Source organism: Thermaurantimonas sp. (assembly GCF_046299575.1).
In the GTDB taxonomy this organism is placed as follows: domain Bacteria; phylum Bacteroidota; class Bacteroidia; order Flavobacteriales; family Schleiferiaceae; genus Thermaurantimonas.
Window position 1 is genome coordinate 194,516 of sequence record NZ_JBKBHX010000002.1, and the last position, 14,999, is coordinate 209,514.

General features: G+C 39.2%; 14 protein-coding genes. 2 read left to right on the plus strand and 12 right to left on the minus strand.

Annotated features, from left to right (window positions below; genetic code table 11):
- Positions 1-22: 22 nt before the first annotated feature.
- The 6 genes from dapA to yaaA are packed head-to-tail and all read right to left on the minus strand — an operon-like array spanning position 23 to position 4,189.
- Positions 23-904: a 4-hydroxy-tetrahydrodipicolinate synthase gene (gene dapA / locus ACK4EX_RS03355; protein WP_409769702.1), complete on the minus strand. Its 882-nt coding sequence runs from the start codon at positions 902-904 to the stop codon at positions 23-25.
- Positions 901-1,347 carry a hypothetical protein gene (locus tag ACK4EX_RS03360; protein ID WP_409769704.1) on the minus strand — a complete coding sequence of 149 codons (447 nt, stop codon included), beginning with the start codon at positions 1,345-1,347 and terminating at the stop codon, positions 901-903. The genes dapA and ACK4EX_RS03360 overlap by 4 nt, the downstream gene beginning before the upstream one ends.
- A gap of 9 nt (positions 1,348-1,356) precedes the next feature.
- Positions 1,357-2,007, minus strand: coding sequence for a hypothetical protein (locus ACK4EX_RS03365; RefSeq protein ID WP_409769706.1), 651 nt, complete (start codon positions 2,005-2,007; stop codon positions 1,357-1,359).
- Entirely contained in the window at positions 2,004-2,696 is a 693-nt protein-coding gene (locus ACK4EX_RS03370; protein ID WP_409769708.1) for a DUF6089 family protein, read from the minus strand. The genes ACK4EX_RS03365 and ACK4EX_RS03370 overlap by 4 nt, the downstream gene beginning before the upstream one ends.
- Before the next feature lies 1 nt (position 2,697).
- Positions 2,698-3,363 (minus strand): DUF6089 family protein, encoded by a 666-nt coding sequence (locus tag ACK4EX_RS03375; protein WP_409769709.1) that lies wholly within the window; start codon positions 3,361-3,363, stop codon positions 2,698-2,700.
- Positions 3,364-3,391: 28 nt separating this feature from the next.
- A complete protein-coding gene (gene yaaA, locus ACK4EX_RS03380; RefSeq protein ID WP_409769711.1) occupies positions 3,392-4,189 on the minus strand; it encodes a peroxide stress protein YaaA in 798 nt (265 codons plus the stop codon).
- Between the two features lie 70 nt (positions 4,190-4,259).
- Here yaaA and ACK4EX_RS03385 point away from each other — a divergent pair, with 70 nt between their 5' ends.
- Together ACK4EX_RS03385 and ACK4EX_RS03390 are read left to right on the plus strand one after the other, a co-directional pair.
- Entirely contained in the window at positions 4,260-5,645 is a 1,386-nt protein-coding gene (locus ACK4EX_RS03385; protein ID WP_409769713.1) for a hypothetical protein, read from the plus strand.
- Positions 5,642-7,021, plus strand: coding sequence for an LPP20 family lipoprotein (locus ACK4EX_RS03390; protein ID WP_409769715.1), 1,380 nt, complete (start codon positions 5,642-5,644; stop codon positions 7,019-7,021). The genes ACK4EX_RS03385 and ACK4EX_RS03390 overlap by 4 nt, the downstream gene beginning before the upstream one ends.
- On the opposite strand, the gene ACK4EX_RS03395 is transcribed toward ACK4EX_RS03390, so the two are convergent.
- From ACK4EX_RS03395 to nhaC, 6 genes are all read right to left on the minus strand, one after another.
- On the minus strand, positions 7,011-8,693 hold the full coding sequence (locus tag ACK4EX_RS03395; protein WP_409769717.1) for a hypothetical protein: 1,683 nt from the start codon (positions 8,691-8,693) through the stop codon (positions 7,011-7,013). The genes ACK4EX_RS03390 and ACK4EX_RS03395 overlap by 11 nt on opposite strands.
- A gap of 2 nt (positions 8,694-8,695) precedes the next feature.
- On the minus strand, positions 8,696-10,609 hold the full coding sequence (locus ACK4EX_RS03400) for a polysaccharide biosynthesis protein (protein WP_409769719.1): 1,914 nt from the start codon (positions 10,607-10,609) through the stop codon (positions 8,696-8,698).
- Between the two features lie 138 nt (positions 10,610-10,747).
- On the minus strand, positions 10,748-10,966 hold the full coding sequence (locus tag ACK4EX_RS03405; RefSeq protein ID WP_409769721.1) for a DUF2905 domain-containing protein: 219 nt from the start codon (positions 10,964-10,966) through the stop codon (positions 10,748-10,750).
- Between the two features lie 4 nt (positions 10,967-10,970).
- Positions 10,971-11,507, minus strand: a complete 537-nt coding sequence (locus tag ACK4EX_RS03410; protein ID WP_409769723.1) for a CopD family protein — start codon at positions 11,505-11,507, stop codon at positions 10,971-10,973.
- The gene (locus ACK4EX_RS03415; protein ID WP_409769725.1) at positions 11,507-13,468 is read right to left on the minus strand and encodes an alpha-1,4-glucan--maltose-1-phosphate maltosyltransferase; all 1,962 of its coding nucleotides are present in this window, start codon (positions 13,466-13,468) and stop codon (positions 11,507-11,509) included. The genes ACK4EX_RS03410 and ACK4EX_RS03415 overlap by 1 nt, the downstream gene beginning before the upstream one ends.
- A gap of 72 nt (positions 13,469-13,540) precedes the next feature.
- Entirely contained in the window at positions 13,541-14,968 is a 1,428-nt protein-coding gene (gene nhaC / locus ACK4EX_RS03420; RefSeq protein ID WP_409769727.1) for a Na+/H+ antiporter NhaC, read from the minus strand.
- Positions 14,969-14,999: the final 31 nt, after the last annotated feature.

Sequence of the window (14,999 nt, forward strand, 5' to 3'; positions counted from 1 at the left end):
CCTTGGCTTATTAATTTGTTTATCAGGCGAGAATTTTTTTGGTTTCGTTGATGATCTTATTTCTCAGGGCCTCACTTACTGGCCAAAGAGGCAAGCGCAAATACTCTTTGATTATTCCCAAATGCGCAAGCAGGGCTTTTATTCCGCCTGGATTTCCCTCAGCAAAGAGCAATTTTGTGATTTCAAACAGCCTGTAGTGTTTTTCGCGGGCTTCAGTGATATTGCCTGTCAAGGCATCGCGCACCATTTGTGAAAAGATGTGCGGAAATCCTTGTCCTGAAACACTGATTACCCCATCACCTCCAAGTGCAATGATTGGCAAAGTGAGGTTGTCATCGCCTGAGAGCACCAAAAATTCCTTACGCCTGTCGCGAATGATGGCCATAATTTGCTCCAGATTGCCTGATGCTTCTTTAACTGCTACAATGTTTTGAAAATCAGCCTGAAGGCGTAGTGTAGTTTCAGCCAACACATTCGAAGAAGTTCGGCCGGGCACATTATACACAATTAGGGGTAGGGGAGTTGCTTCTGATAGGGCTTTGTAATGCTGATAAATGCCTTCTTGCGTAGGTTTATTGTAGTAGGGCGAAACACTTAATATGGCCATTACCTCTTTGTATTCAAAGGCTTTTAGCTGTTTTATGGCCTGTTTTGTATTGTTTCCTCCGATGCCAAAAACTACCCCAATTTTTCCTTCGCACTCTTCTATGGCAATTTCGAGCAATTTCTTCTTCTCATCACTATCCGTAGTTGCGCTTTCTCCGGTGGTTCCATTTACCACTACATATTCCACACCTCCGTCAATTACATAATGCAAAAGTCTTTTAAAGGCCTGAAAATCAACATCACCTGTAGCAGTGAACGGAGTAACGAGCGCTACACCAGTTCCTTTAAGTGCATTCATTTGTAAATTCTATTAATTAGGTGGATAAAAGTAATGGCGGATTTTTGTAAATCTTCTTCAGGAGTAAATTTTATGGTGGCTGATTTTGATATCAATTTGCCGACATAGATCATAGAAGAAGTGCTAAAAACCTTCTCCACAAAACGAAGTATAGTAGGATTATTTCCTAAGTAGAGCACTTCATCAATTTTAGTTGTATTGATCTTTAATCTTTTAAGGAGCGATTTTGGAATAATTCGATAGAGAAAATGAACCTTTATTTGCTCGTTTTCAACATTTAAAATATTTTCTTTCGTTGGAATTATAAACACTTTTGAATTTTCCAGAATCTTACTTGCCTTGAGTTGAATTAAAAATTTCAAGAATTCTTCATCTGAAAAAATAATAAGGCTTTTTCCTGAGAAATAATTGTAAGACTTAACTTCCTTTTTTATGAGTGTCATTAAAAAAAATTAAAATTTGATAAATGAATATGAAGCCCTGAATCCCAAATATCTGTCTTGAATGTATGTATCGAATACAGAAAATCCTGATGCTTTATTAGTCATCATTGAATTGGAGAAAAGCTCTAATTGGAGCACGTAGTCGTTTTTTAATCGTATTTTGTACCCTACCCCAATATACCAACCTATTGAAAGATAGCTGTAAGGGTAAAATTCAAAATCATTTGTAAAGTTTTGTACATTATCTAATTTTGATTGGAAGATATTAAGAGATGGAGCGACTTTAATATATGGACTTGTCTTATTTTTTCGCATATACTTGCCAAAAGAACGCAAATGCAATTCGGCGTTTGGTAAAATTTCGATGTTTGAAATAGATATATCCCAAGTATTATTTTCTGCACGTTTATAAGCATTTTTTAGGTGAATATACCCCGCATCTATGCCAAGATGTATTCTATTGAAAAAAGAATTTTTTAATGAACCACCAAATCCCAAAGAGGGTGAAAATGTGTAATTGCCTGAGCTGGCAAAACCCGAGTGAATTTGAGAAGATATGTACACCCCTGATGTCCAATATTTTAAATTGGGTTGGGCTGTCAGGTGATAAATAGATATAGAAAAAATAAGTAAGAGATTTCGAAAAATTCTAAATATCATTTTACATTTAAATTTTTACCGAAATTATATCGTGATAAAATTAATCTTATTCCGCCGTAAGTGTCGTTAAAGCTGTTTACTCTTTTATCTAAATAACCATCTAAAAAGTCTTGATTTGTAAAGTGAAAAACTCCCTCTATGCTCAACGAATAATTATAGCGGATTCGTAGCTTAATACCACCGCCTATAAAATAATTTACAAAAAAATACATTTGGTCTTTTCTTTCAAAGACATTTTCATTGAGTATTTCAGGTTTATGCAGGGTAGGATTTACCATTCCAAATCCAAGTCCTAATTTCCCATAAGGTGCCCATTTTGTAGTGTAATAATATTTGCCAAATCTTCTCGCAATAATTTCGTTTATAATATTGAATTGAATAATATGACTTGTAAATTCAAAGGGTCTCGTAACATTACGGTGATTTGCCTCATTTGCATACAATATGCCATGTGAAATTTCAGTTCCAATGATGTAAAAAGGCGATAAACCTTTATAATATCCTACTCCTAATGTGGGCCGCATTTCCTTAATAATATTAGTAGGATTCGAATAGTTTGGAGTTACATCACCTGAGTAATTTATTGTGCCGATCATTATTCCAAATTGCTCATAATTATATCCCGATTTTTGTCCATAAGTAAATAATATTACACTGATTAAAATGCATGAAAAGAAAATTTTTTTCATATCAAAAAACCAGTTTAGAAATACCAAAAATGATGGAAATGTATTGATCGTTTTTGGGGTTTTGGATGCTGTTGTCAATATATCCATCCATTTTGTCAGTACCGGTGTAGTGTCTGGTGAATTGAAAAAAGAGAGAAGTTTGGTATCCTACTCGCGTTTTTATACCATATCCGTAGAAGATATTATATGTTCCATAAGTATATGGGTGAAGTTCTACTGATTCTGGTAGATTTACAGTATTTTGACCTCTGCTGCTTACCACAAGTGCACCTGCACCCACTTTGAAGTATGGAGCTAACTTGTTCTCCCAGTGCCATTTGCCGTACCGCAAGAAATTCCACTCAAGGCTTAGATTAATATCAAAACTTTCGGAATATACATTCCAGTTTCGCTCTGTCCTTCCGTAGTCAATATCTTTTACGGTACTGTTTCCATAACCGGTTTCAATGCCGTAACTAAACCAAGGAATCGGATTATTTCGAACGAATCCAGTCAAACGAGGTCCAGCTTCATTAAAAAAATTTCCAACAGAAAAATTCTCATTTAAATCGCCTTGGTAGTGATAGAGGCCTGCACCGACGCCCCATTCCCAATATTTGGTTTTTTGAGCTACCAAAATCGACGGGATTAAGAGCCAATAAAAAAACAGTATTTTTTTAAAATGCATAATTATAAATTCTGATAGGCAAACTTATTTAAGAAATTCGGTCTCTTTTAAAAACGAAATGAAATTCACTAGAAAGCTTAGGGTCAAATGTATAATTTTCATAGTCAAAATACTGCAAATTTTCCACCTTTTCAATTTTATTTTTTATAAGGAAACGCGCCATTAATCCGCGCGCTTTTTTAAGGAAGATGTTAACGGGTTTATACTTATTTTTCACTCGGTCTAAAAATGTGCATTCATATACGGGGATTTTAAGTCTTTTAAAATCAATAACATCAGAATATTCTTTTGAGGCCAGGTTAATAATGTATGCATATTCGTTTTTTTCGACATATGCCGTAAGTATTTCTCGCCAAAATTCATAAAGATTTTTACTTGTGCCTACAGGCAAATCAGTACCCATTTCTAACCGATATGGAAGCATTGCGTCGAAAGGCTTAAGTATACCATATAATCCACTCAAAATCCAAATTTTATCTTCTGCAAATTGCAAGTCTGATTCGTCGAGCGTGGAGGCGTCCAGCCCTCGGTAGACGTCGCCCGAGAAAGTAAAAAGAGCCGGTGTTCCTTCTTTTTTAATGCCTTCTACTGTCCAGGCCTGATTTCGCTGGTAGTTGAGCTCGGCTAATTTGGCATTGATGTCGTGCAGTTTGGCCAGTTCCGGTGGTGTTTTTGTCTTTAATTCTGCATGAATTTTTTGGCTTTGTTCCAAAAATTGTGGAACAGATTTAGCCCTATGATTCACTTTTGCATTCAAATTTTTAGAGGGTGAAAGCAAGATTTTCAATCTATAAGAATTTTTGCTTACAAAGGTACACTCCCACAAGTTTAGGCACTTATTTTGACAATTGTACAAAGTGTTATTGGTCAACACAATCAAGAAATTATTGATTGAAATGAATAAATCTTTACTTCTGGCGCTTTTTTCTTCTTTCTTGGTGATAGGAGCTTGCAGCGGCTCAAAGCGCTATTATAAATACGGAAGAAAACTTGAAAGCGCTGGTCTTATTGCTGAGGCCGTCAATAATTATATGGAGGCTCTTCGTCGAAATCCCTCAAACATCGAAGCGCAAATAGCACTCTCTAACGCAGGGAAGATTTATCTGGAGCAAATACTGTCAGAATTTTATGTAGCACATACGGGAGGCGACCATGAGAGAGCTGTGATGCGCTATCAAAGCGCAATGAGGCTCGACAGAGATATGAAAAATCTTGGAGTAAATTCCTCTATATCTGATCATTACAGGCAAATGTACCTTCAGAGTGAGCGCATTTTTGTGCAGAAAGTGGTGGAGCGGGCTGAAGACCTACTGGCTGAAGAAAAGTTTGAAGAAGCTGAAGCTGAGCTAAATAAGCTTAATGAATTGAATATTCGCAACGAGGAATTGAATAATTTGAAAAGTTTAACTCGGGCAGAACCCCGTTACAGAAATGCCATGCGAGCCTATAACGAAGGAAAATTTCGCACTGCTTATTATGGATTCAAAGAAGTGGAATCCATTAGATCCGGATACAAAGACGCAAAGCGCATGATGGATCTTTCGCTCGAAAAGGCACTCTTTGTAATTGCTATTATGCCCGTTGAAACTTCCGTCAACTTGAATGAATATGACCAACAAATTGTAAACGCTATTATAAATCAAATTCTCCGGTCGAATAACCCTTTTGTAAAAGTAGTGGATCGCCGGCGTACAGAGACCCTTATGCGTGAACGAAACCTTACATTACTAAATGCTATGCGTACTTCGCGCGAAACGGGAGAGCTGCTCGGAGCAAACGCTTTGCTCTTCTGTAAAATTACCGACTGGCGTACTAAAGAGGGGCCGCTCCAGCGCGAAGTGAGACCTGGTTATCTCGGCAGAGAGATTAAAATCAGGAATCAGGAAGGTGTGGAAGTAGTAACGGTAGAATACAGCAAGGTGCAATACACAGTATTCAGTCGCGAAAATGAGGTAAGATGCTCCTTCAGCTACCAACTTGTAAGCGCTGAAACCGGCGAGGTGCTTGTGTCAGATGTTATCGAAACTCGGCAAAGTGATCGTGTTGAATATGCTGTTTATCAAGGCGATACAAGATTGCTGTATCCGGGCACATGGCAAAGCATCAACAAACCTCATCCTTCTGACCGCATTGACAACAGTCCGCGCGCCAAGCGCGAGCTCGATCAATTGCTTAGAGCCAGACAAACAGTTGCTGATTTATCAACCTTACAGGAGAGGCTTCTTCAAAACATCAGTTCTCGAGTAGCAAATTCAATTTTAGCATTTAATCCGGAGAAATGAGATTTATTTACTTTCTAATTTTTACAACATTATTTGTTCTTACAGGCTGTAATAGCAAAAAGAAAACAGCAAAAAGCGAAATAAGACCTGCACCTGCTTGGATTACGACAAAACCCGCTGATCCATTCTATTATCACGGAATTGGCGTAAGTCCGAAATACGCCTACAGTGCTAATTACGACTACAAGCAAGTGGCTAAAAACAACGCCTTGAATGACTTAGCTAGCGAAATTTCAGTTAAAGTAAATGCATCTTCTCTTTTAAGTCAGGTAGAGGTAAATCGCCAGTTTAGTGAATCGTTTGTATCGAATACACAAGTTACCTCTACTGAAGATTTGGAAGGCTTTGAACTCGTGGATACCTATGAAACGCCGACGCATTATTACGTATTCTATCGCCTCTCAAAAGAAGAGCACGAGCGCCGAAAGGCTCTTAAAAGAGAGCGTGCATTAGCGGCAGCTGCTGATTTTCTTTCCGCAGCTGAGGAATTCAGAAACAAAAGAGATGCATACCAGGCTTACTTACTTTACATCAAGTCAATGGAAGCTATAAAAAGCTTCTGGTCCGAACCGCTTGAATACACCTATCAAGGAAATCGCATTTTTTTTGGTAATCATTTGATATCCAGAATCATTGGTTTATTAAATGAAATGCAGATTCAGTCGTCCATTAGACAGATTCAGATAACTAGGGGAAGATCTATAGATGATGAGCAATTCGAGATCTTTGTAACCTTCCAAAACATTCGTCAGCCGTCCATCCCGGTCAGATTGTCGTATTCAGGAGGGCGATTACGAAATCCGAATCAGAAAACCAATGCTGCAGGAGCAGTATTTATTGACTTGGGTCGCGTGACTTCAACCGCTCAACGAGAACGGATCACAGCCGTCATTAATGTCGAAGCCTGGACTTCAGAAGCCACACAAAATCAGCAAATTATTGCATTGATGAATCAACTGCGCCTTAAGCCTTTTGTCTTAGATGTTATTGTGCAAAGTCCATCTTTCTTTTTTGTTTCAGATGAGCGGGCTTTTGGAAGACCATTCTCCTCGGCCGTACTTACAGATGCCTTAAAAATGGAATTAGCTAAAGATCAGTTTCAATCTACAGTAATTGCTGACAATGCTGATTTTATCGTGTCGATTTCTTCAGATGTAGAAGACGTTGGCTTCATCAATCGAATGAGCAATGTACAATTATCTTTCAGGATACATATTACCGATCGAAACTTCAACGTAATTTACACTCGTAATGTGAAGAACATCAGGGGAATACAAACAGACGAGCAATCAGCCGCCCGCGATGCATACAACAAAGCTGTGCGTCTCATTCAGCGAGAGTTGTATTTAGAGATTCGAAGAAACTTTATCGAATAAGGGCAAAGTCGTCTTTCCAACCAAAGATAGCCGTTCTCACCCCAATATTAAACCAACGCATAGGATATGCTGATAAAATGGAATGTGTGTTGTTAAAAGATTCGCTTCTAAACGTATAGCTTGCCTCTATGCGCATATTGACAACAGGCTGGAGGACATATCCGATTCGGAGGGAACCTTGAAAAATGGTTCTTTTTACCGGTGAGCCTAAAAAATATCCAAGTTGTCCGTTGCCAAGGTCTTCATAAGATCGGCGAATGTCATTGCCCCAATTGGCTAAAGAGGTATCAGACCCTCTAAAACCAAAGTTGAGTTTTGCAAGTACTTCCCATCTTTTATAGGAGTAGTGTCCGAGCAAGATGGTTTCCCTAAAATTTGTTTCCCAAGGATGTGCCAGCGGTAGGCCCAAATGCTCGTAGTTAGTAAGTGTACTGCGATGCGCATACATGAATGGCCTGGCTTGATTTACTTCAGCTAAAAGAAACAGATGCTTGACTCCAAAGGCATTAGGGTATCGCAGACCCAACTGCCATGCAAAAAAGTTCATGTAATGCCCTTGAGATAATTTATTAAAGCCTTCGAATGAAAAATCATCGAAAACAATCTGAGAATAAGCTGTAATGCGGTTCAAAATTTTATAAGATGATCCAACACCGATCATTGCGTTACCAGTATTAAAGCCACGGTTAGCCTCTAAGGCGCGATAGAGAATGATGGGATTAAAAAAGTTCACATCAAAGCCGCGCTGTACTCCTGAGGTGTCGGAGCCCAACACGATGCTTTCAAAAAAACTCAGATTGAATTTTTTAGAAATATTCCAACTCAGATAATGCATAGCGGCATATTTTGGCAGAAATCTGCCCGAGGTCATGTACGAGCGGGTTATGTCGCTCATTGCTGTGAAGAGGTTGATGTACTTGAATTTCCAAACGGTGGTTTCAATTCGAAAAAAACCGTAAGGTATTGCGTGGTCATCGAGGAACATTGAACGGTAACCTTCGCCAAAAAAGTGATTGCCGTGCCCTGCACTTAGGTTAAAAAATCTACCGGCGTTATATGAAACCTGGCCTAAAGAGTAGGGAAAATCAAATCCACTTCTACTATATCCTCTGTGAAGTGTCCAGCCTAAGGCAGAACCTTTTTGACGAAAATATTCGTTCATGAATTCAGGAAAATATCCTTGATTTTCAATAAAAAAAGTTTGGAATGTAAGATTATCCCCTATTTTTCCATCCACCGTCACTCCTCTGGAATTGAGATAAGTTTTACGTGCAGTAAAAGCATCCATACCAAGCTGTAGGTTAAGAACGGGATTGATGTAAAAAGCATAATCTTTGGTTTTAACGAAAATCAGATCTTCCCTAAGTATTTTTCTATTAATCCACTGAAGAATTCCAGGTCTTTCCGAGCGTTCAGTTTGACTTATCCCAAACCATTCTCTGTAAGTTGATAAATCGCCCTTAAAATATGTTCTGCGCTGAGGCCAAACAGATGTGTGAATGTGTTCTGAAGGCTCTGCATGGTTGAAAATAAAAATCTTTGATTCCAGATTTAAAGGGTGAAATTCGTATCTTCCGTCTGTGGAGCTTTGAGCGTTAACCTTACTACCGAGATTAAAAATTACGAGTAATGCTACAAGAAAATGGTTAGAGTGTTTTATATTTCTTTGCAAGGTTATTTGTCTAACTTCGAATAAACAGAATTATTACTCTTATACTCCTGAACTATTTGTTTGATAGCTGCTACAAGCGAAAAGTCGTCGCCATTATGAAATTTTTCTTCGAGATTTTTCAGCTGATAGGTCAACATTTCGTAATCAATTTCCGCATTTATAGCTTTCATTATTTTGTGATGGTGGGTAGGCAGGTTGTTTTCTTTATCGGCAAGGAGTTCTTCGTAAAGCTTTTCGCCAGGTCTTAAGCCTGTAAACACGATTTCAATGTCTTTACCCAGAACCAAGCCGCTGAGTTGAATCATTTTTTTAGCCAAATCGAGGATTTTTACAGATTCGCCCATGTCAAAAACGAAGATTTCACCTCCATTTCCCATAGCGCCTGCCTCGAGTACCAGATTACACGCCTCCGGAATGGTCATAAAATAACGGGTGATTTCTGGATGAGTAATGGTAATTGGACCTCCAGCTTCGATTTGTTTTTTGAAGAGTGGAATTACACTGCCATTGCTTCCGAGTACGTTGCCAAAGCGGGTAGTAACAAAGTGCGTAGCACAATTTGAACATTGACTGAGCGATTGTACATACATTTCAGCTATTCTCTTAGTAGCGCCCATTACATTGGTCGGGTTTACCGCCTTGTCAGTACTTACCATCACAAATTTGTGAACCACATATTCTACTGATAGATCTGCCAACAGTTTAGTGCCAAAGACATTTACGCGCACTGCTTCATACGGGTGCTCTTCCATGAGTGGCACGTGTTTATAAGCAGCTGCATGAAAAACTATTTGAGGTTTGTACTTCGAAAAGAGTAAATTCATTCGCTGCTCATTCGTAATGTCCGCTATGATATATTCTAATTGCACCCCAAGTTTTTCGACTGTTGCTTTTATTTCGTAGCTCAAATCGTATAATGCGCTCTCTGCCTGATCGAGTGCAATGAGTTTTTTTGGTTTGTAGTATATTACTTGACGGAGTATTTCACTTCCAATAGAACCTGCCGCTCCGGTAATTAGAATAACTTTTCCGTTTAATTCTTTTCTCACATTGGTGGAATCAAGAGTAATAGGTTCTCTCTCAAGTAGGTCTTCGATGCGAACGTTTTTTATTTGCTTGGAGGTCAGAGCACCCTGAATCCATGTTTTTGCCGGAGGTACTACTTTCACCTTTAGGCCAAGCTCCATACCAGTTTCAATGAGTTGCTTTTTGCGCTCGAGCGAGAGATTTTGAACAGCAATGATGAGCTGGTGTATACGCTTTGATTGAATAAATTCCTTGTTCAGAGCCAAATCAGGCTTCAAAACAGGTATTCCATCTTGCAACTTGCCATTTTTAGAAGTGTTATCGTCTAAAAAAGCAACTACTTCATAGTGTTTGGTAACTTCTTTTGCAAGGGTCTGACGAGTGAGCTCGCCCATAGAACCTGACCCAAAAATAATTACTCGGATTCTCCTTAATCCATTGGTGGATTTTTTAAAGTTTAAATACGCCGATTTGATCATGAATCGCACAGCCAATAGCGATAATAAAGTCAGCAGGTAGTGAAGTACTAGAGTGTTTCTTGAAACATTGACCTGAATAACCTTAAAAGAATCAATGAGATATGTAATTAGTAGTAAAGCTGCAAATCCAAATGTAGAAGCTTTAAAAATAAGAAAGGCATCTCTAAGCCCTGTTTGACGAATAATACCTTTGTACGATTCATTGTATAAAAAACTCAGAAGGTAAGTGAAACCTAAAATAAGTGCCACTTCGATGCCAAATGAGGCATCCCGCATTAAGAGAAAGTCAAAGTTGTTTTTGATGAAAACAGCTATTGGATAGGTTAATAGAACGATAAAAACATCAAAAACAAGGATGAGCCACTTTGAGATGAATCGATCTGAAAACTTAGTCAAAATGGACTCAATCATGCTTTAGTATTTGTACAAATGTATTTTCAGTAATCATTGGGATAAATTTTGGACTTTATCAAATAGCTTTTTTTTTTCACGAAATTCCTTATAAAAGTAGAAAAGAAACAGTAAAAAATTTATTAACCGTTAACACTGTCAAAATTTGAATCTTGAAGCAATCCACATGATGAGGGACAAGACAACGGAGAGAATAATTGATGTAAGGATAGGTATATAAATAGTGGTATTTCCGCGCTTGATGAGAATGTCACCGGGCAGCTTACCCGGAAATTTTAAACCATACTTCTCAGCGGCATACCAAATTATTCCGATAATTAAAATCAATAACCCTATAAATATCAATACTCTGCCCATCGCTTTATTGATTTCTAGCTTGTCTATACAAATAGCTGGCTGAAAGTAATACTGCCACTAGAATCAACAAACCAAAAACTCCATAAATGGCTGAAATATTTGACTTTACTACTACTAGCATTACAATGGCAATCAACAACACTGTTGGAACTTCATTGTACAATCTTAATTTAAAAGAATTCATAGTCAATGCATTGCTTTTTAATCTTCGGAGTATCACATCGAGCGATATTTGGTATGCATACAAGGCAATGACCAAAAGATATTTTATTCCCATCCAGGAGCCACTGGAAGAAAGCAAAATTTTATAATAACCTGTTTTAATCAGCATCCAATTGCCGAAGATGAATGTCAAAACTGCCGATGGCCACGTAATAATGTATAAAAGTCGATGTGCCATTAAAATGAGTTGAGCTCTTAGGTCGTTTGATTGTTTCTTCTCGTCAGCTTCACGTATGTACACAAATAGTCTGGGCAAATAAAAAAGGCCAGCAAACCAAGTAACTACAAAAATGATGTGTATTGCTTTGATGTACTGCATTACGCCTTTGAAATTTTAAACAAATGAAAAGGAACGTTTGGATGCAACGCTACATAATTGTATTCAGAATACCACGTCCAAGTATTGCCGGTGATAAAGTCTTGCATGAGCAAATGAGTGCCTACCGGAAGTCCCATTTTTTCAAAGGGCGGACGTACCATACCCTGTCGGGTGTTTAGGTGGTCGAGATTTACCACCATTAAAAAATGCTCACCATTGTCGGTATTGCCCTTGTAGTAGGCTAAGAGATGATCGTCGTTTACAGGACAGAAGGTTAGATTATAGGTTGTCTGAAAGGCTTTATAAGTTTTTCTTATTTGATTGATCAATCGTAATAATACAGTGAGCCGGGTTTCGCGCGACCAATCCCAGTGGTAAATCTCGTATTTTTCGCTATTGAGATATTCTTCTTTGCCAGGATAAGGCTCGTGTATTCCATATTCATATACTGGACCGTAAATTCCGTAATTCGATGAAAGTGTGGCTGCCAAGAAAAGCCTGATCATAAATAAACTCTCATTACCGCCCTGCAGGCTCCATGGATTTATATCCGGAGTATTGGGCCAAAAGTTTGGCCTGAAAAATTCTCGCTGATCGGTAGTGGTGAGCTCAGTGAGGTATTCAGTAAGTTCGGCTTTTGTATTCCGCCAGCAGAAGTAGGTGTACGATTGTGTGAAACCTAGCTTGGCCAGTTCGTGCATGATTTTCGGTCGAGTAAAAGCTTCGCTTAAAAAGATAATATCCGGATGCGTTTTATGTACTTCAGAAATAAGCCATTGCCAAAATTTAAAGGGCTTTGTGTGTGGATTATCCACCCTAAAGATGCTCACACCTTGCTCCACCCAATACTTCACTACGCGCAGCAGCTCATTCCACAGGCCCTGCCAGTCGTCACATTCGAAATTAAAAGGATAGATGTCCTGATATTTTTTCGGTGGATTTTCTGCGTATTGAATGCTACCATCTGATTTTATCACAAACCAATCTGGATGCTCCTTCACATAGGGATGATCGGGGGCACATTGAAAGGCCAGGTCCATGGCGATTTCGATGCCGTATTCTTTGGCCCTGGCAATGAGGTTTTTGTAATCTTCGAGGGTTCCGAGCTCTGGATGTATGGCGTCGTGGCCGCCAAATCGGGAGCCAATCGCCCAGGGCGAACCTGGTTCCCCGGGTTTCGAAATTACAGAGTTGTTTTTGCCCTTTCGATTGATTTCGCCTATAGGGTGAATTGGTGGAAAATAAAGTACATCAAAACCCAAGTCGGCAATTCGCGGCAAGAGGGCTTCGCAGTCTTTAAAAGTGCCATGACGGCCCTTTTCAGGCGATGCTGAGCGAGGAAAAAGCTCATACCATGCACTGAAACCTGCCTTAGGCCGATCCACCCAAATTCTGTATTCTGCGCTCTCAACTGAATTTTTCCGAGTTGGATATTTTTCTAATATTGTTTTAAGCTCTTTGCTTGTACAGGCTTCCAGTGCCTTAAGATAGTCAGATGCTTTGATATATTCTATAGTAGATTTCAGAAAATCATAAGATGTACTGTCGATCGATTTCGGGATGAGTTTTATAGTCTCCTCGAGTAATGGCAGTCCGTCGTTGAGCTCTACTTGAACGTGCTGTCCATCCAAAGCTTTTTTGATAAGTCCGCTTTGCCAATTCAAAGCATAATCGACCCACGCGCGTACCTTGTAGTGATAAAAGCGCTGCTTTTCAACCACAAAAGTTCCATACCAGTCATCATTAACTGCCAGATTAAGTCGGGAAATTGACCACTGAGCATCTGACTCGTGTTTGTACAGAATTTCTGCAGCCACTACATCATGTCCATCGGCAAAGACAGCTGCATAAACATCCACTTTCTCTCCTACGACTCGCTTAATAAAATATTGACCACAATCAATGGAAGGTTTAACTATTGAAATTATTGCGCGCGAGGGTCTTATAGCAGGTAGCAACATGTGCATGGAATTAGAGTTGCAAAAAAACAACTTTTATCTTTTTTAATACATTCAAAAGAACAAGAAGGTCGGTTATTGATTGTTGATTTTGCGAATTTTGTATTTAAAACCGGCCACTATTAAGGTCATCACAGGGCTAATCAAACTGAAAAATGTGAAGGGAAGATAATGTAGGGTAGATACACCCAAAATCCCCGAGTGATATGCCCCACATGTATTCCAAGGAATTAATACAGATGTGACTGTACCGCTGTCTTCTAACGTTCGGCTCAAATTCTCTGGAGCTAATCCTTTGTCTTTGAAGGCTTTGTTATACATCTTACCTGGTATTACCAGCGAAAGATACTGGTCGCTGGCACTTATATTTACAAAGAGTGTAGTACTCACTGTAGCCGTAAAGAGCGAAAATTCACTGCGAGCCATCGACATTATGGCGTCTGTAATTCGCCCTAAAAATCCACTTGCCTCCATTGCACCCCCAAAACACATTGCCGAAATGATCAGCCATACTGTTTTTAGCATTCCAGCCATTCCACCAGTGGTCAGAAGATCGTCGAGCGCTGGCACACCGGTATAAATTTCGTTTTTCGATGTTAGCACATGAATCAATGTTTTGGCTCTTTCCATTGCAGTTAAATTGCGCATCACATGATCGTTCTGGAAAATGAGAGTAATAACAATTCCTCCAAGTATTCCTATAAAAATGGCAGGAAGGCTTGGTAATCTCAAGGCAATTAGCAATATTACAAGAGCTGGAACCAAAAGTGTCCACCCTGATACATTAAAGGTGGTCTCTAGCGTATGAATCATTTCTTGAGATACCGACATATCTACTACATTTCTGTTTTGAAAGAGGGAAATGCCAATAAAAATCAACATAGATATGCTATACGATGGAAATGTCGTAATAGTCATATATCGAATGTGTGTGGCAAGGTCAGTACCAGCCACAGCAGGGGCTAAGTTGGTGGTGTCAGACAGCGGGCTCATCTTATCGCCAAAATAGGCCCCAGTAAGAATAGCACCTGCTGTAATTGCCGGGTTTATTCCTAAAGAGTTGCCTATACCCATCATCGCAATGCCTACAGTAGCCGTTGTACTCCAAGAGCTGCCAGTAGCTACCGATATCACAGATGAAACAAGTACGGTAAGCGGTAAAAAGTAGTCAGGATTGAGCAACTTTAAACCAAAATAGATCATCGTAGGCACAATGCCGCTGAACGTCCAAATGGCTGCTAATGAGCCAATTAAGAGTAAAATGAAAATGGCGGCACTGCTCTGCTGTATGTTCACAGCAATTTTGTCCATTATCATAGGCCACGATGTACCGTAAAAATAACTCAGTGCAAACGTCACAAAGGTGCAGGTGATAAGTATGAGTTGATTGCTTCCGCTAAGAGCGTCGTCTCCGCTCACAAACAAGACGTTGATTGATAGCAGTACAATGAGTAAAAGTACAGGAAGAAGGGCTATCCAAAGAGGAATTCGATGGTTTTTCAACGACTTTTTTGCGACAAATTAAAATTCAAGG